Here is a 16,872-nt window from a genome sequence, read left to right as displayed (position 1 = left end):
GGGTGCCCCGGCGGAGGCGCGCCCGCCGGGTGCGGCGGGCGGCGGCGTGTTCCGCGCGGCCTGCGACGGCGGAGGGCGGGCCGCCCTAGGATCGGGTGTATGGCGAACGACGGTGCGGGGTCACGGAATATCGGGGTGTACATCGACCGCGCGGTCGGCGAGGTCTACGCGTACGCGTCCGACCCGGCGAACCTGCCCGCCTGGGCCCGCGGGCTGGGCGGATCGATCGAGCAGGTCGGGGGCGAGTGGGTCGCGGCGGACTCGCCGATGGGCCGGGTCGTGGTGGCCTTCGCCCCGCACAACGAGCTGGGTGTGCTCGACCACGACGTGACACTGCCGTCGGGGGAGACCGTCCACAACCCGGTCCGGGTGATCGCCGACGGCGTGGGCAGCGTGGTGGTCTTCACGCTGCGCCGCCAACCGGGCACGAGCGACGCCGACTTCGCGCGCGACGCCGCGATGGTCACCGCCGACCTGGAGCGGCTGCGCGACCTGCTGGAGTCCGCGTAGGGCCCGACCCCGGTCATGAACCCGCGTGGGGTGCGCGTGGCGTGCGGGCTGCCGCGCCCGGAGCCGGGCCTCAGGGGGATCGGTGCGGCGGCGCACCCGAGGCCGCACCAGGTGCCGTGCTTCGTCTGCGCGCGGCCGCGGCGCTGAACAGGGGCCAGCCGTCGACTTGTTGGGGCGCCGGGGCGGCGGGGTCCCAGCCGCGTGCGGTGGCCTCGTCGAGGAACGCCCTTACGGTGCCCGGTTCGTGGAGGTTGAGCCAGGGGCCGTCCGCGGTGCCGACGGCGCCGGAGGGGGCGTAGCCGTCGGGGACGAGCCGGCCGGGGCCGCCGCGGAAGACGATCCGCAGCCCGCCGCGCGTGTCGAGCCGGCGCACGCAGAGCACTTCGCGGCAGTCGGTCCAGCGCCCGGGCTCGCCGTCGTGCCGGTGCCGGACGGACCACAGGAACGTCGTGTCACCGACGGTGAGCCGGCGGGGCCGGGAGCTGCTGCGCGCCACCTTTCGATCGTAACTCCCTTTATTCGGGCGCGTCTTGGGACGCGTCGAGTTGGTGGTCGGCCCACACGTAGCTCTCGGGCAGCAACTCGGCGACTGGGACGGACCGCAGCCGGTCCGCGGGGCCGACGACGATGTGGAGCGCGGGGAAGTAGTCGAGCAGCACCTGGCGGCAGCGGCCGCACGGCGGGATCACCCCGCGGTCGCGGTCGCCCACGGCGACCATCGCCACGAGGTCGTCGATGCCCTGGGTCGCGGCGGCGCCGATCGTCACCAGCTCGGCGCAGGGGCCGCCGGTGAAGTGGTAGACGTTCACGGCGGTGACGATGCGGCCGTCCCGGGCGCGGGCCGCGGCCGCGACCGTGTGGTTGTCGCCCCGGCAGGCGGTGGCGGCGAGGGCCGTGGCCGCGCGGACCAGTTCGTGGTCGACCGGGTGCGGTGCGGTCGTGGACGCGGCCGGGTTGGGGTCGGGGCTGGAGTTGGGGCTCGGGCTCGGTGGGGTCATCGTTCGCGCCTTCGGGTGGGGTCTGGTCGGTCGGTCCCCAGCTTGCCCTGCCCGGCGGTTCACACGGGGGAGCCGGCCCGGTCGGACCCCAGCGGCCAGCCGACGCCGGTCAGTTGCTCCGACAGGGTCCACAGCCGGCCGGCGAGTTCGGCGTCCTGCGCCGCCTCGGAGCGGCGGATCAGCTCGGCGGACCCGCGCATGTGGGCCAGGTGGCGGGGGCCGGTGAAGCTGTTCCCGGGCAGGTCGGCGACGGCCGCGTACAGGACGGGGAGGGCGCCCTGTTCGGGGCTCTGCGCGAGCAGGCGCAGCATGACCTTGGACACGCGCCCGTTCTCGCGGTAGATGGCGGTGTCGACGTAGCCGGGATGCGCCGCGTGCGCGCGCACGCCGGACCCGGCGGCCGTCAGGCGCCGCTGCAACTCGGCGGTGAACAGGAGGTTGGCCAGTTTCAGCTGGCCGTAGACGCGCGAGGGCTTGTACGGGGCGGATGCCGGACTCCCTTGCGCCGGGCCGCGGTTCATCGCGGCCAGGGCGTCGAGTCCGGCGAGGTCGAGGTGCGCGAACCGTTCCGCCTGGGAGGCGAGCGTGATCACGCGGCCGGTGACGTGGGGGAGCAGCAGGTTGGTCAGGGCGAAGTGGCCGAGGTGGCCGGTGCCGAACTGCAGCTCGAACCCGTCGGCGGTGTGCCGGAGTCCGGACGGCGGCGGTGCGGCGGCGTTGTTGACCAGGAGGTCGACCGGGTCCTCCCAGCGCGCGGCGAAGTCCCGTACGGAGGCGAGGTCGGCGAGGTCCAGTTCGCGGACCTCGGTCGTCCCCGGGATGCGGGCGGCCGCGTCGCGGCCCTTCGCGATGTCGCGCACGGCGAGGACGACGCGGGCGCCGGCTCCGGCGAGCGCGTGGGCGGTGGCGCGGCCCACGCCGCTGTTCGCGCCGGTCACGATCGCCGTGCCGCCGGCGAGGTCCGGCAGGTCCGAGGAGGTGAATGTCGTCATGCCCTCCAAAGTAGGCGCTGCCTACAATGATGTCAATGACAACATCGTCGTATGCTGGCAGCATGCCGGACCGCCCGTACCACCATGGACACCTGCGCGCCGCCCTGCTCGCGGCCGCCGAGCGCACCCTTCGTGAGAGCGGGGCCGAGCAGATCGCGCTCCGCGACCTCGCGCGCCAGGTGGGGGTCAGCCACGGCGCCCCCAGCCGCCACTTCCGCGACCGCCAGGCGCTGCTCGACGCGCTCGCGGAGGTCGGCTTCGCCCGGCTCGGCGCGGACATCGCCGCGGCGGTCGACGAGGTACGCGGAAAGGCGCGCGGGAAGGTGCGCGGGGCGGAGGCCGGGGACGCGGGGGACGGGGCGGACGGCGCGGGAGAGGATTTCGGGGCGCAGCTCCGCGCGGTGGCGACGAGCTACGTCCGCTTCGCCACCGAGCACGCCGCGCTGCTCGGCCTGATGATGTCGGTCAAGCAGGACGAGGGGCCGGACACGAAGACGTACGAGCGCCCGTATGTGCTGATCGACGAGCTGGTCCGCCGCGGCCACGCGTCCGGCGGGCTGCGGCCCGGCGACCCCGAGCGCCTGCTGCTGATCGTCCTGGCCACCTTCCAGGGCATCGCCGCGCTGGTGACCTCGCGCCGCATGCCGGCCGACCAGGTCGACGCGATCATCGCCGACGCGGTCGCGCTCTTCGTCCGCGGCGGCTGATCCGCGGCGGCTCATCCGCGGCGGGTGGTCGCCGGATCGCCGGATCGCCGGCCCCCCGGACGGCGAACGGCGAACGGCCGGCGGGGCAACTTCCGTTGCCGCCGCCGGCCGTCCGGGAACTGCTGTGCGGTGGGGAGTTACGGCTTCAGCCGGACGATCTGCGGGTCGTGGTCGCTCGTCTGGTTCGCGAACTCGGAGTTGATGTGGACCACGTCGTAGTCCGCGTGCTTGCCGAGGCCGGGGCTGACCAGGATGTGGTCGAGCACCTGGGAGTTGCCCTCGTAGACGTAGGAGTAGCGCTCCGCGGCCGGAAGGGTGTTGACCAGGTCGGTGAGCGCCTTGCCGTTGTCGGTGAGGGAGGTCACCGCGGGCGAGAACTGGTAGTCGTTGAGGTCGCCGAGGACGACGACGTCGGCCTTCGGGTCGGCGGCCTCCAACTGCGCCACGAAGTCGTGCTCCAGGATGGCCTGGCGCACCCGCTGCACCTCGGAGCTGCGCACCGGCGGCTGGAAGCGGCTGTCGATGCCCTGGTCGCCGCCCTTGCTGTCGAAGTGGTTGGCGATCACGAACAACTTCTTGCCGCGGAAGGTGAACTCGCCCGCCAGCGGCTTGCGGCTGCTGTCCCACGCGGAGTCGTTCGGCGCGATCCGGCCGGGGGAGGCGGTGAGTTCGGTCTTGTCGCCCGTGCCGGTGATGCCGACCGCGGTGGTCGCGTCGCCGCCGGCGCGGTCGACGAAGCTCACCCGGTCCGGGTTGAAGAGGAACACCGAGCGGATGTTGCCGCCGGGCTCGCCGCCGTCCTTGTCGTTGACCGGGTCGATCTCACGCCACTGGTAGCTCGGGCCGCCGGCCGCCTTGATCGCGGCGGTGAGCTTCGTCAGCGTCTGGTCGGCGGCGACCACGCCGTCGTCCTTGGCGCCGTCGTTGTCCTGGATCTCCTCCAGCGCCACCACGTCGGGCGAACGCAGGTTGGTGACCAGGCCCTTGGCCAGGGCGTCGAACTTCGACTGGTCGTTGTCCGGCGCGAGGTTCTCCACGTTGTACGTCGCGATGGTCGCCTGGTCCGACGACGCCTTCGCGGTGACCTCGGGGGTGATCCCGCCGCTCTTGACGGTGCCGAGGGTGCGGGCCTGGAGTGCGTACGTGCCGCCGAACTGGTTGTAGTCCAGCGGGCCGGTAGTGGTGCCCTTCAGCGTGTCGCCGACGTTGGCGGTCGGGAACGCGGAGGTGGAGGTCGGGATGAGCGACTGCACCATCAGGCGGCCGGAGTTGGGGGCGTCGTAGCCGGTGTAGAGGGTGCCGCCGCGCTTGGTCGGGTTCTGCTTCGGCTTCACCGTGACCCACAGCTCGGAGTACGGGTCGGTGGCGCCGACCACCCGGCTGCTGCCGATCTGGACGTTCATCCCTTCGAGGGAAGCGTACAAATCGAGCGCGTATTCGGACGGGCGCAGGGGGAGGCTCTCGATGGAACCGCCGCCCGCGCTGGGTGCGAAGGAGTCGGGCACCTCCTTGTCGTCCAGCACGACCGGGGCGGGCACCGGGTTGTTGCTGGAGACCGTGGCCACCGTGGGCTTGGTGATCTCCGTGACGGCCTGGCCGCCGGCGGTGGAGCCGCCGGGGTAGTAATCGGAGACCGTTCCGGCGACGGTGACGCTGTCGCCGACCGAGACCGTGGGAGTGGAGCTGGTGTAGACGAAGATGCCCTCGCTGGTGCGCGGGTCGCTGTCCGGGTTCGGGTCCTGGAACCAGAAGCCCTGCGACGAGCCGTAGGCGCGGACACCGGTGACGATGCCGGTCACGCCGCTGACCGCCTTGCCCTCGTACGGCGACACCCGGGTGTCGCCCTGGATGTCGTGGATCTTCACCGTGGCCGGCGGGGAGGTCGGCGGCGTGGTGGGCGGCGTGGTGGGCGGCGACGTCGGGTCGCTGCCGCCGGTGCCCGCGGAGTTCTGCGGGGTCGGGTCGCCCGCGGTGAAGTCGGCGGCGTTGTCGTCGGTGTCGGCCAGGCCGGCGCCGCGCGCGACCGACGCGGTGTTGCTCGCGCCGGCGGCCGGGCCGCTGCCCTCGTGGACCACGGCCGTGCCGTAGCCGACGAGGTCCTTCACCCGGGAGTCCGCGGCGCAGTCGGCGGCCGTCACGCAGGTCAGCGCGTCGGTGCCCTGCACCAGGGCGATGGTGCCGGAGGTGCCGGACATCGCGATGGTGCCGGTGGCGTCCGGCGTCGGCAGCGCGGTGGTGCCGCCGGTGCCCGCGGCCTCGCCGACCAGGTAGCGGCCGCCTGCGGCCAGCGAGCCGGTCAGCGCGGTGGTCTGCCACTTGGAGGTCGCGGTCGGCGAGCCGGACAGGTACTGGATGCTGTAGTCGCTCAGGTCCAGCGCGGAGGCACCGGAGTTGGCCAGCTCGACGAAGTCGTTGGTGTACGTGGCGCCGGAGTTGCCGCCACCGCCGTACACCTCGGCGACGACCGCGTCGGCGGACGGCGTGGCGAAGGCGGAGTGGACTCCGATCCCCGCCAGGACCACCGCGCCGGCTATGCCGAACGGCAGGACCCGCTTGCGCAGCAGGGCCGGGCGCGGCGCGGGCGTGGCGGACGCGGCCGGTTCGGCCGGGCCGGTCGTACCGGGTCTCGCGGGGCGCGAGGCGCCCTCAGGGGAGTGCGACACCGGAGTGGATCTCCTTTGTGCGGTGGGCGATTTACGGTGCCGCGGGCGCACCGCCCCCGGGGAGGGAGGAGGAGACACGCGCGAACGCGCTCAAGATACGCGCGTAGATCTGACCGCAGAAGGTATTCGGAGTTAATTCTCGGTACCCGCCGCTGCCGGCGGGGTCGCGCCGCATGTCCCTGGTGCGGAGCGGGCGTTCGGGACGGGCGGTGCGGGCGGGGCGCGTCAGCAGGCGTGCGCACCGCCTTCCGCCGGGGTGCGGACCGGGCCGGAAGGGGTGGAGCGGGTGGAGCGGGCGGAGCGGGCGGAGCGGGCGGAACGGGGCGGGCCGGGGCGGGGAGTCGGGGCCGGGGCGCGCCGTGGTCACCCTGCCGACGGCCGTGCGGCGCCGGTCAGGCCGCGCAGGCCGGTGACGATCAGTTCGACGCCGCGCCGGTAGTACGACTCGGCGCTCACGCACGCCGACAGCGGCTCGGCAGCGGCGACGATGTGCGGATAGCGGCGCGGCGACAGGGAGCTGAGCCGGGCCCGGTCGGCGCGCACCGCGGCCTCCTGGTCCTCCGCGTCGCCGGAGGTCTTCCCGGGCTCGCCGACCACCAGCGTGATCAGTGCCGCGAGCACATGGCAGGCGCTGTCGGCGGACTGCTGGACGTTCATTCCCCCGGCGTCGAGCTGCGCGAGCACGTGCTCGGTGAGGTCGAGGCCCGGCTCACTCCCGGTGATCCGGGTGAGCAGCAGCACGGCGGCGTTCGGATGCGGCACCAGTGCCGTGAGCACGGCGGCCAGCGTGTCCTCCAGCTGCTCGTACCACGGCCGGTCGTCCGGCTCGGGCAGCTCGACCGAGGCGAGCAGGCTCTCCGCGACCGCGTCGAGCAGGCCGTCCTTGTCGGGGAAGTGCCGGTAGAGCGCCATCGGCGTCACGTCGTGCTGCTGCGCGACCCGCCGGATCGTGACGGCGTCCAGTCCGTCGGCATCGGTCACGGCCAGCGCCGTCGCGATCAGCTCGTCGCGGTTGAGTCGCTTGTGCGCGGCCATCTCTCGCCTTCCGATCGGCTCGTAGGTGTACATCGTACGCAGCGCCGGCATCCGCCTTCCCCGGTCGTTTCCGGTGCTTCGGGGCCGTTGCGTCGGGCCCATGGTTTACGGCGTACACATTCCATGTATGGTGACTCCGTAAGCATACGTCGTACACATCGACGGCTGCCCGCCCGGTCCGGGCTGTCCGGATCTGCTCACACCAGTTACCTGCGGAGACGCCATGCGACGCAGTCCCTGGGCCACGCTCACCGTGCTGGCCCTCGCCCAGTTCATCGTGGTGCTCGACGTGACGATCGTGAACGTCGCGCTCCCCGACATCCGCTCCGACCTCGGCTTCAGCACCGACGGCCTGCAATGGGTGATCAGCGCCTACACCCTGCTCTTCGGCGGTTTCCTGCTCCTCGGCGGGCGCGCGGCCGACCTGCTCGGGGCACGCCGGATCTTCGTCGCCGGGCTCGTGCTGTTCGGCCTGACGTCGCTCGCCGGGGGCCTGGCCGGCTCGCCCGGACTGCTGATCGCCGCCCGCGCGGTGCAGGGGCTCGGCGGCGCGCTGCTCTCCCCGGCCGCGCTGTCCATCCTCACCGTCACCTTCGAGCACGGCCGGCGCCGCAACATCGCGATGGGCATCTGGGGCGGGCTCGCCGGCCTCGGCGGCACTCTCGGTGTGGTCGCGGGCGGCGTGCTGGTCGACTCGTTCAGCTGGCGCTGGGTGTTCATCGTCAACGTGCCGATCGTCATCGGCCTGGTGGTCGCCGCGCCGATGTTCGTCCGGCACTTCCCGCCGCGCACCGGCACCCGGTCGTTCGACCTGCCGGGCGCGCTGCTCGGCACCGGCGGCCTGCTCGCGGTCGTCTACGGCGTGGTGCGCGCCGAGCCGGTCGGCTGGTCCTCGCCCGAGGTGATCGGCTGCCTGGTCGCCGGGGCCGCCATGCTGGCGGGCTTCGTTGTGGTCGAGTCGCGCGCCGTGGCGCCGCTGGTCCCGCTGCGGCTGCTGCGCTCGCGTGCGCTGAGCACGGCCGGGGGCGCGCTGGCGCTCAACGGCGCCGGCTTCCTGTCGATGTTCTTCCTCACCGCGATCTTCCTCCAGCAGGTCCGGCACGGCAGCGCGCTGCACGCCGGGGTGGAGTTCCTGCCGATGGGCGGCACCGCGATCTTCGGCGCGGTCGCGGCCACCCCGCTGGTCACCCGGTTCGGCACCCGGCCGGTGCAGATCGGCGGCGCGCTGCTGAGCACCGCGGGGCTGCTGCTGCTCACCACGGCCGGCGCCGACGGGCCGTACGCGGGCCAGCTCCTGCCCGGGCTGCTGCTGTTCGGCGCGGGGATCACGTCGGTGGCGGTGCCGGCGCAGATCGCCGCGGTCGCCGACGTCTCCGCCCACGAGGCCGGTGCCGCCTCCGGTGTGGTCACCGCCTTCAACCAGGTCGGCGGTGCGCTCGGGCTCGCCGTCGTCACCACGCTGTCCACCTCCAAGACCACCTCCGACCTGGCGCACGGCAGTGCGCAGAGCGACGCGCTGGTGGCCGGGTTCCACCGGGGCCTGCTGGTGGCGGCGGCGTTCATGGTGGTGGCGATCGCGGTCACCGCGCTGTCGCCGCGGTTGGCACCGAGCGCGGAGCAGATCGCGGAGGCGGCCGCGGCGGCGTGAGGGGGGTGCGGCACGGCGCACCGCCCGCTCGTGTCGTCCGGCTTCGGCCGGGCGGTGCGGGCGGGCGGTTGCCGTGGTGGGCGGGGTGCCGAGCCCTTACGCGCTCAGGGGCTCGTGTTCGGGCGCCGCGCACTCCGCGGCGAGGCGGTCGGCGGACAGGCCGAGGGCGCCGGCGAGCGCGGTGATCGTGAAGAACGCCGGGGTCGGGGCGCGGCCGGTCTCGATCTTGCGCAGCGTCTCCGCGGAGATGCCGGCGGCCGCCGCGACGGCGGTCATGCTGCGGTCGCCGCGGGCTGCGCGCAGCAGGGCGCCGAGGCGCTCGCCGCGGGCCCGCTCTTCGGGGGTGAGGGGAGTTCGCACCATGGACGTGATACTAATACCGGGATACTTATCCGGTATGAGAATGGGGAGAACGGCCCATGGTCGAGATCAAGACGGACGAGGCGCTGGACGCGATGCGCGAGGCGGGGCGGGTGGTCGCCAACGCGCTGGGCGCCACGCGGTCGGCCGCCGCGGTCGGCGTGTCACTCATCGAACTGGACGAGGCCGCCCGCGCGGTCCTGGCCGAGGCGGGCGCGACGTCGCCCTTCCTCGGCTACCGGCCGTCCTTCGCGCCCACCCCGTTCCCCGCGGTGATCTGCGCCTCGGTCAACGACGCCATCGTGCACGGCATCCCGGACGGCTACCGGCTGCGCGACGGCGACCTGGTGAGCATCGACTGCGGCGCCCGACTCGACGGCTGGACCGGTGACGCCGCCATCAGCTTCATCGTCGGCACCCCCCGCCCCGAGGACGTCGAGCTGATCGACGCCACCCGGCGCGCGCTCGACGCGGGCATCGCCGCCGCCGTCGTCGGCAACCGCATCGGCGACATCGGCCACGCCACCGGCGAGGTGGCGCGCGCGGTCGGCTGCGGCATGCCCGCGGACTTCGGCGGCCACGGCATCGGGCGGCAGATGCACGAGGACCCGTCCGTGCCGGGCCGCGGGCGCCCGGGCCGCGGCTACCGGCTGCGGCACGGCCTCGCGCTGGCGATCGAGCCGATGCTGATGTCCGGTGGGAGGGACGCGTACGTCACCGACCCCGACGGGTGGACCCTGCGGACCGTCGACGGCAGCCGCGCCGCGCACATCGAGCACACCGTCGCCGTGACGGAGGAGGGGCCGCGGGTGCTGACCCTGCCGTGAAGTGGGCTCGCCGCCGGCTCCGTCGCCGGCGGCCACCGTCGCCGTAGGTCCACCGGTCTCTGCCGCCGTACCTCCGTCCGGGCTGTCCTTAGTCAAACTAATGACCTAAGGTAATTGCCGACGGTAAGAAAATCCGCGCAGTCGCGTTTCCGCGGGCGGGGAGACCGAGGAGAGGCAGCGAGACGCGTGAGTGACGCGAGCGCGGAGCCGGCCGCCGCCGTCGCGGTGGCCGGGCGGGGGCAGGAACCGATCTTCACCCTGCCGTTCGTGAGCCTGATGACGGCCAACGGGCTGCTGCGGATCTGCACGTACATGCTGATCACGGTCGTCCCGCTGTACGCCCTCCACAACGGGGTGTCGCTGACCGAGGCGGGGCTCACCACCACGTTCTACATGGCCGCCGCGGTCGTGGTCCGGCCGCTGTCCGGGCAACTGGTGGACGCGCGCGGCCGGTTCGCCGTCATGCTCGTCGGCTCGGTGCTCTACTTCGTCGCGACCGGCCTCTACGTCCTGGCGCTGCCGGTGTGGCTGCTGCTGGCCGTACGCGCGTTGCAGGGGCTGGGGTTCAGCTTCAACGGCACCGCCGTGATGACCCTCGCCACCGACCTGATCCCCGAGAGCCGGATGTCGGAGGGGATCGGGTACCTCGGCATCGAGCAGACCGTGGCGCAGATCTTCGCGCCGTGGCTGGCGCTGACGCTGGTGGACGCGTACGGCTACCGGGCCGCGTTCGTGGTGGTGTTCGTGCTGGCGGGGGTGAACCTGCTGGTGCGGTTGCCGCTGGGGAGGGTGGCCGCGCAGCACCGGCGGGAGCGGGAGCGGGAGGCGGGGGGCTCGGGTGCGGCGGCGGACGCGGATACCGGCTCGGGTACGGGCGGGGGCGCGCGTTCGGGTGCCGGTGCCGGTGCCAGTGCGGGCGGGGCTGCCGGCAAGGCGCCCGCTACCGGTGGGGAATCCGGTGCCGGTGCCGAGGCCGCCCGGCCACCGTGGTGGAGCCGGCTGGTGGACCGGGACGCGGCCCGCCCGGCGGCCATCATGTTCTTCATCATGTCGGGCGTGGCCGCGATCAACACGTTCATGGCCGCCTATACGACCGGGCGCGGCATCGCCAACTCCGGCCTGTTCTTCACCGCCAGCGGTGTGATGCTCGCGGTGGCCCGGATCGGCGGGGGCCGGCTGCAACGGCGGTTCGGTGTGACGCGGACCATCGCCGCGGGCATCCTGGCGGTGGTGGCCGGACTGCTGCTCGTCTACTGGTCGCCGGACCTGGGCGTGCTGATGGCCGGCGGCGCCTTCTACGGCTGGGGCATGGGCACCGCGCAGCCCGGGATGAGCGCGCTGGCGGTGCTGGCTGCCGACAAGTCGCGGCGCGGGCTGGCGAACTCGACGTTCTTCATGGCGATGGACCTGTCCCAGGCGGTGGATGCCGCGGCGCTGGGCGCGCTGGCCGGGCTCGCGGGCACCGGTTCGGTCTTCCTCGCGTCCGCCGCGGTGGTGGCCGCCTCGGCCGTTGCCTTCGTGGTGGTGCGCTCACGCGGCGCCGTCCCGTAGCCGCCGGGGTCCGGGGGCACCGTTCGGCCCTGGGTTCAGCCCAGTTCGAGGGTCGTGGTGCCGTAGACCGCTTCGACCCGGCTGGCCGGGGCCGGACCGGTGTACATCCGCAGGCACTCCGAAGTGGCGGTCAGGCCGCGGTCGGTGGCGAGCTCGGCGGCGGCCGGATAGCGGTCGGGCACGTCGATGGCCACCTCGGCGCCGGGCGGCAGGGTGGCGACGAGCGCGTCGAAGAGGACCGCGGCGTCTTCCGGGCTGTCGGCGAACAGCGGGCCGATGCGGTGGCCTTGGTGCGCCGGGCGGATCACGCCGTACCCGCGGACGCGGCCGTCGGCGCCGAGCAGCACCCGAGCGGTGTGCCCGGGGCCGTCCAGCCAGCGTGAGACGAAGCCGGCCCGGGCGGCGGGGAAGCAGCCGCGGTCGTACGCCGCGATCGCCGGGTGGTGGTGCGGCGCCACCGCGAGGGCGGCGGGGTCCGGCGTCGCACCGGACCGACGGGGGCGGCCGGTGTGGCGGACGTTGCGGTAGGCGGGGACGAACCCGGCACGCGCGTACGTGGCCTGCTGGGCCGGTACCCCGTCGAGTCCGATCACCCGCCCGGCGGCATGGGGGAGGGCGGCGTTCCAGGTCGCGAGGCCCAGACCGGTGCCGCGGAGTTCGGGGTGGACCAGGTAGTAGCCGAGGAAGGCGTACTGCGGGGAGTACACGACGACAGAGACGGCCGACACGACGCGTCCGTCCAGCCGCCCGACGAAGAAGCCGGCCGGATCGCTGGGCAGGAAGTGGGCCGCGTCGCCGTGGCCGGGGTTCCAGCCCTCGGCGGCGGTCCACGCCACGATCTCGTCCCACTCGGCGGGGGTCGCCTGGGTGACGATGAGGTCGGTCGGCATGCGTGCTGCTCCTTCCGCCGGCGCGTGCCGGCCGGTCCTGCGTCGGGCTGCTGGGCGCCGGGTGGGCTCGTTCAGACCAGGTCCATCGCGGCGACTTCGTCGGGGCCGCCGTAACTGACCGGCCCGTGGAAGGACTTGCGGGCGGTGGCGAACCACCACAGCGTGGCGATGACCAGGACCACCGCGAGGGCGATCGGCGCGTAGTTGAACGTGGTCGCCGTGATCGGCGTGGCCTGCGGCAGCATGAACAGCACGTTGCTGGTGATGATCCACGCCACGGCGACGATGCCCACCGGTGTGCTCCAGCGCCCCAGGTGCCACGGCCCGGCCTCGAACTGGTCCTTCAGCCGCAGCCGCAGGAAGATCGGAATGCCGTAGGAGAGGAACAGGCCCACCACGTTGACGCTGACCACGGCGCTGAACGCGGTGTGCGACCACCAGCCCGGCAGGACCAGCACCAGCGACGAGGCCGCGGCGAGCCAGACCGCCTTGACGGGGGTGCGGGTGCGCGGGGAGACCGAGTGCCACAGCTGCGAGCCGGGCATGGCACCGTCCCGTGAGAAGGCGAAGATCATCCGGGTGTTGGAGGTCATGTTGGCCAGACCGCAGAAGAGCATCGCGCCGATGATGACGATCAGGATCGCCTTGGACAGGCCCTGGCCGAGGGCGTCGAGCAGGATCTGCACCGGCGGGGCGGAGGACGAGACCTCGCCGGCGTAGTCGTGGATCGAGTAGACCAGGGCGAGCATGAGCACCAGGCCGGTGAGGGCCGAGTAGCCGATGGCGCGCACGATGCCCTTGGGTGCGTTGACGGTGGCCTGGACGGTCTCCTCGGACATGTGGAAGCTGCCGTCGAACCCGGTGAACGTCCAGCTGGTGACCAGCAGGCCGAGCAGCCCGGCGTAGAGCGCGCTGTGGAAGCCGGTGGTGTTGGCGTAGTGGAACGCGTAGCCCGGGTGCTGGTGGTGGGAGGGCACCGTGACCAGCGAGATCACGATCATCAGCAGGCCGGCGATCAGCCACCACACGGAGATCCGGTTGATGAGGGCGACCAACCGCACCGTGTAGGTGTTGAGCAGGGCGTGCACCAGCAGGATGACCGCGGTGATCAGGACGGTCCTGTGCAGGGTCGGGGTGTAGTCCCACTGCATGGCCAGGTAGGACTGGATGAACGTCGCGGCGGCGTAGTCGGTGGCGGCGGTGCCGGCGACCTGGCCGATGAAGTTGAGCCAGCCGGTGTACCAGGACCAGGCGCCGCTGTGCCGCTTGGCCAGCTTGCCGGCGGAGAAGTAGAGGGCGCCGCTGGTCGGGTAGGCCGAGGCGATCTCGCCCATGGCGGCGCCGACGAAGAGCACCATGACCGACACGCCGATCCAGCCGAAGACGAGGATGCGCGGCCCGCCGCCGGCCATACCCATGCCGAACGCGGAGAAGATGCCGGATATGATGTTGATGATGGTGAATGAGATGGCGAAATTGTCGAATGCCCGGAATCGGCGGGTCAGTTTCCGCGGATAGCCCATCGCGTGGAGCGTGGCGTCGTCGTCGAGGGCGGCCGGCGGCGCCTGGTCTGTCCTGCCGGAGCGGGTGTGCAGTGCGGGGTCGGACATGCGAACTATCCGTTCTGGTGGGGGGTCTCGGTCGATCGGTCGGTACAGGTCGGGCTCACGGACTGCCGGGCACGGTGAGGCCGCACGCCTCGCGGGCCTTCGTGAGCTGTTCCTCCGGGGCGCCGAACGCGCTCCAGGGCATGCGTGAGGCGTACGGGCCCATCAGCATGAAGGCCGCCCGCGCCTCGAACTCCTTGCGCGCCATCACCAGCGCGTGTGCGAGGTAGGACAGGTCCACCACCGGGGTGAAGCGGTACTCGGGCACGTGGGGGAGCCACTTGTGGTAGATGCCCAAAGCCGCTGTGCTCCAGGGCGGTTGCTCCCACAGCTTGTAGGCGAGCGGCGCCGAGGGGTTGTAGTTCTCGACCAGGGCCACCAGCGGGAGCAGGGACAGCGCCGAGCCGCTGGGGGCACGCTGGCTGAGGAAGGCCGCCACGTCCCAGACCTCGGACGCCTTGCCGCCGTTGCGGGGGAAGTAGATGGACAGGAAGCGGTGGTGGGCTTCGCGGTTCCAGGGGTCGAGCCGCAGGATGTGGTGCAGCAGCCGCCAGGGGCCGGGCGGTGCGGTCAACAGTCCCTGCGGGGCCGGGTCGAACGACCGGTGGAAGCGGGCCAGTGACAACTGGGCCACCCACGGTGTCGGGTCGTCCGGCGCGTGCTCCGCCGCCTGCTGGCAGGCGGTGTGGGCGATCCGGTACAGCGCGGTAGCGCGGTCATCCTTGGTGTCCGTGGCGCGCACCGCACGCAGGACCGCGACCCGGGCCCATAACAGCGCGGACTCGGCGTTCGGCTCCTCGGCGACCCAACGCTCCGTCAGGTCCGAGTCCCATGCCTCGGCGGCGAGCACCAGCGAGCGGTGCGCGCGCAACCCGAAGTCGTCCTTAGCCGCCCGCAGGACCTCCGACGTGCTCAGATAACGGCCGGCCTGCACATCCACACACGCGTCGGCCAACTGGCGGTCGTCGGCCGCGGAGTGCCAGATGTACCGCCCCTCGAAGGACGGGGTCCGTAATCTCTTTCGTGGCTCGCGCTGGCGCCGGCCCATCACCGTGCATCCCCGTCCTCGATCTCCATCGTCGGCGCGTATCCCCGTGGCCGAGGGGCAAGCCGTCTCCCCGCACGGAGCGGGGGTGGTCACGGCTCTTGGGATGCGCCACAACGGAAATTCCGCTCTGCGCCGCCCATGGCATGGGGAATTACTCCGAGTTGACGGGGGATGACTCTACGAGTGGATTTAACGGTGTGTCAAATACCTGCCAAGGTGCTCCCGCGCGCGGCTCGCCTTTGCGGCATTGATGCGGCAATGGTGCGGCATGACCGCCAAAGGCCACCAAAGGTCCCGCCCGAAAACGGTGGGAGTGCGGCCAACTGTCCCTCCGGCCGACCGCCCTCCCACCCGACCGGCGTCAGCACATTTTGTAGGCCACCCGCGTCGAGTTGTACGAGCAACTGTCGACCTTGGCGCCCTTCACCGACCTCAGCGTCGCCGTGTCCTTGTCGTTGTTCCAGACGTACGCCGAGCGCCCCTGATACCGGTTCGCCGCCGTGTTCCGCCCCTTACCGGTGTGAATGGTCACGGTTTTGTGTGCGCCAAGTGTGTAATTCGTGAAGCTGTACTTGTGCTTCGACGCATCCGTCAGCGTCCACCCCTTCAGATTCGCCGCCTTGCTCGTGGTGTTCGCTATCTGCACATACTCCGCGTTCAAGCTGGCGTTCGTCCGCCGATCCACCCCCGGGCTGTTGTAGTAGATCTTGTACAGGTGCACGGACCCGGCCGACGCACTCGCCGGCGTCGGCACCAGCACCGCCCCGGCCACAGCAGCCCCGGCCACGGCCCCTGCGGCGAGCATGCGAAATCGCTTCATGATGTCCCTGACGTCCCCAGATCGAACCCGGGCGCCCCCCTGGCAAACCCGGTAGGACAGTCAGAGTAAGGACGAACCCCGCGCACCGTCCGCCCGTTACCCAACCGGGACACATCGCCGACCCACCCCCCCTCCTCAACCACCCGCCCACCCCCACCAGCCACCCCCGTACACCGGCCCTCACGCCATTCCGTCGATCCCGTTCACCGGACTCCCGCCGCGCGGCACACTGTTCACATGTCAAAGGGGGACGCAGTACACGTACGGGGGCTCCGCAAGCGCTACGGTGACGTACTCGCCGTCGACGGGCTCGACCTGGACATCAGCACCGGCGAGGTGTTCGGCATCCTCGGGCCCAACGGTGCCGGCAAAAGCACCACCGTGGAGATCCTCCAGGGCCACCGCCCCCGCGACGGCGGCGAGGTCAACGTCCTTGGCGCCGACCCCGCCACCGCCGACCGCACATGGAAAGCGCAGGTCGGCATCGTCTGGCAGGACGAGTCCGCAGTCAGCGAACTGACCGTCGGCGAGACGGTACGGCACTTCGCCCGCTACTACCCGCACCCCCGCGACCCGGCCGAGGTGATCGCGCTGGTCGGCCTCGAACCCAAAACCGCCAGCCGCGTCAAGGCCCTCTCCGGTGGCCAACGCCGCCGCCTCGACGTCGCCCTCGGCGTCATCGGCAACCCCCGGCTCCTCCTCCTCGACGAACCCACCACCGGCTTCGACCCCGCCGCCCGGCGCCAGTTCTGGGAACTCATCCGCTCCCTCGCCGACGAGGGCACCACCATCATCCTCACCACCCACTACCTGGAAGAAGCCGAAGCCCTCGCCGACCGGCTCGCCGTGGTCACCGCGGGCCGCGTCGTCGCCGTGGGCACCCCCAGCACCCTCGCCGGCCGAGCCGACGCACGCGCCACCGTGCACTGGACCGGACCCGACGGCACCCCGCGCGCCGAAGAGACCGACACCCCGACCCGGACCATCACCGAACTCGCCCGGCGTTTCGACGGCGAGATCCCCGGGCTACGGGTCACCCGACCGTCCCTCGAGGACGTCTACCTGCGCCTCATCGGACAGGAGCCCCCGCGATGACTGCTCCCGTTCCTTCTCCCGAGCGTGATCCCGAGGGTCGCCCCAAGGGTGGTCCCGGGCACGATCCCGAGGGTGGTACCGAGAACCGTCCTGAACCGGGGGCCGAGGCCGGGGCCGAGCC

16 protein-coding genes are annotated in these 16,872 nt (G+C 72.4%); 6 read left to right on the top strand and 10 right to left on the bottom strand.

Annotated elements, in window-relative coordinates:
- The first annotated feature begins 99 nt into the window (after positions 1 to 99).
- Positions 100 to 510, top strand: a complete 411-nt coding sequence (locus WA788_RS10005; RefSeq protein WP_335974537.1) for an SRPBCC family protein — start codon at positions 100 to 102, stop codon at positions 508 to 510.
- A 70-nt stretch (positions 511 to 580) separates the two neighbouring features.
- On the opposite strand, the gene WA788_RS10000 is transcribed toward WA788_RS10005, so the two are convergent.
- The 3 genes from WA788_RS10000 to WA788_RS09990 are packed head-to-tail and all read right to left on the bottom strand — an operon-like array spanning position 581 to position 2,500.
- Positions 581 to 1,006, bottom strand: a complete 426-nt coding sequence (locus WA788_RS10000; protein ID WP_335974532.1) for a hypothetical protein — start codon at positions 1,004 to 1,006, stop codon at positions 581 to 583.
- Between the two features lie 19 nt (positions 1,007 to 1,025).
- Positions 1,026 to 1,508, bottom strand: coding sequence for a cytidine deaminase family protein (locus tag WA788_RS09995; protein WP_335974529.1), 483 nt, complete (start codon positions 1,506 to 1,508; stop codon positions 1,026 to 1,028).
- A gap of 59 nt (positions 1,509 to 1,567) precedes the next feature.
- Entirely contained in the window at positions 1,568 to 2,500 is a 933-nt protein-coding gene (locus tag WA788_RS09990) for an SDR family NAD(P)-dependent oxidoreductase (protein WP_335974526.1), read from the bottom strand.
- Between the two features lie 62 nt (positions 2,501 to 2,562).
- On the opposite strand from WA788_RS09990, the gene WA788_RS09985 reads away from it, so the two are divergent.
- Entirely contained in the window at positions 2,563 to 3,207 is a 645-nt protein-coding gene (locus tag WA788_RS09985; protein ID WP_335974522.1) for a TetR/AcrR family transcriptional regulator, read from the top strand.
- Between the two features lie 137 nt (positions 3,208 to 3,344).
- Here the strand turns inward: WA788_RS09985 and WA788_RS09980 are convergent, their stop codons facing one another.
- Both WA788_RS09980 and WA788_RS09975 read right to left on the bottom strand, forming a co-directional pair.
- Complete coding sequence (locus tag WA788_RS09980) at positions 3,345 to 5,768, bottom strand: endonuclease/exonuclease/phosphatase family protein (RefSeq protein ID WP_443034005.1); 2,424 nt, start codon at positions 5,766 to 5,768, stop codon at positions 3,345 to 3,347.
- Positions 5,769 to 6,233: 465 nt separating this feature from the next.
- Positions 6,234 to 6,956, bottom strand: coding sequence for a TetR/AcrR family transcriptional regulator (locus tag WA788_RS09975; RefSeq protein ID WP_335974518.1), 723 nt, complete (start codon positions 6,954 to 6,956; stop codon positions 6,234 to 6,236).
- Positions 6,957 to 7,128: 172 nt separating this feature from the next.
- Here WA788_RS09975 and WA788_RS09970 point away from each other — a divergent pair, with 172 nt between their 5' ends.
- On the top strand, positions 7,129 to 8,553 hold the full coding sequence (locus WA788_RS09970) for an MFS transporter (protein WP_335974515.1): 1,425 nt from the start codon (positions 7,129 to 7,131) through the stop codon (positions 8,551 to 8,553).
- Positions 8,554 to 8,649: 96 nt separating this feature from the next.
- Here WA788_RS09970 and WA788_RS09965 read toward each other — a convergent pair whose 3' ends face one another.
- Complete coding sequence (locus tag WA788_RS09965) at positions 8,650 to 8,916, bottom strand: helix-turn-helix domain-containing protein (protein ID WP_335974512.1); 267 nt, start codon at positions 8,914 to 8,916, stop codon at positions 8,650 to 8,652.
- Positions 8,917 to 8,972: 56 nt separating this feature from the next.
- Between WA788_RS09965 and map the strand changes: the two genes are divergently transcribed.
- Both map and WA788_RS09955 read left to right on the top strand, forming a co-directional pair.
- Positions 8,973 to 9,740, top strand: coding sequence for a type I methionyl aminopeptidase (gene map, locus WA788_RS09960; protein WP_335974508.1), 768 nt, complete (start codon positions 8,973 to 8,975; stop codon positions 9,738 to 9,740).
- Between the two features lie 186 nt (positions 9,741 to 9,926).
- A complete protein-coding gene (locus WA788_RS09955) occupies positions 9,927 to 11,291 on the top strand; it encodes an MFS transporter (RefSeq protein WP_335974503.1) in 1,365 nt (454 codons plus the stop codon).
- A 35-nt stretch (positions 11,292 to 11,326) separates the two neighbouring features.
- On the opposite strand, the gene WA788_RS09950 is transcribed toward WA788_RS09955, so the two are convergent.
- The 4 genes from WA788_RS09950 to WA788_RS09935 form a co-directional block, all read right to left on the bottom strand.
- On the bottom strand, positions 11,327 to 12,181 hold the full coding sequence (locus WA788_RS09950) for a GNAT family N-acetyltransferase (RefSeq protein ID WP_335974499.1): 855 nt from the start codon (positions 12,179 to 12,181) through the stop codon (positions 11,327 to 11,329).
- A 71-nt stretch (positions 12,182 to 12,252) separates the two neighbouring features.
- Entirely contained in the window at positions 12,253 to 13,791 is a 1,539-nt protein-coding gene (locus WA788_RS09945; protein ID WP_335974497.1) for an amino acid permease, read from the bottom strand.
- Positions 13,792 to 13,846: 55 nt separating this feature from the next.
- On the bottom strand, positions 13,847 to 14,836 hold the full coding sequence (locus WA788_RS09940; RefSeq protein ID WP_335974495.1) for a hypothetical protein: 990 nt from the start codon (positions 14,834 to 14,836) through the stop codon (positions 13,847 to 13,849).
- A gap of 361 nt (positions 14,837 to 15,197) precedes the next feature.
- A complete protein-coding gene (locus tag WA788_RS09935; protein WP_335974490.1) occupies positions 15,198 to 15,656 on the bottom strand; it encodes a lamin tail domain-containing protein in 459 nt (152 codons plus the stop codon).
- Between the two features lie 237 nt (positions 15,657 to 15,893).
- Here WA788_RS09935 and WA788_RS09930 point away from each other — a divergent pair, with 237 nt between their 5' ends.
- Positions 15,894 to 16,751 (top strand): ABC transporter ATP-binding protein, encoded by an 858-nt coding sequence (locus WA788_RS09930; protein WP_335974486.1) that lies wholly within the window; start codon positions 15,894 to 15,896, stop codon positions 16,749 to 16,751.
- The last annotated feature ends 121 nt before the right edge of the window (positions 16,752 to 16,872 follow it).

It is taken from the genome of Streptomyces sp. CA2R106 (assembly GCF_037034245.1).
Lineage (GTDB): Bacteria > Actinomycetota > Actinomycetes > Streptomycetales > Streptomycetaceae > Actinacidiphila.
The sequence above is the reverse complement of the archived record's forward strand: the minus strand, read 5'-3'. Positions and strand labels throughout refer to the sequence as shown.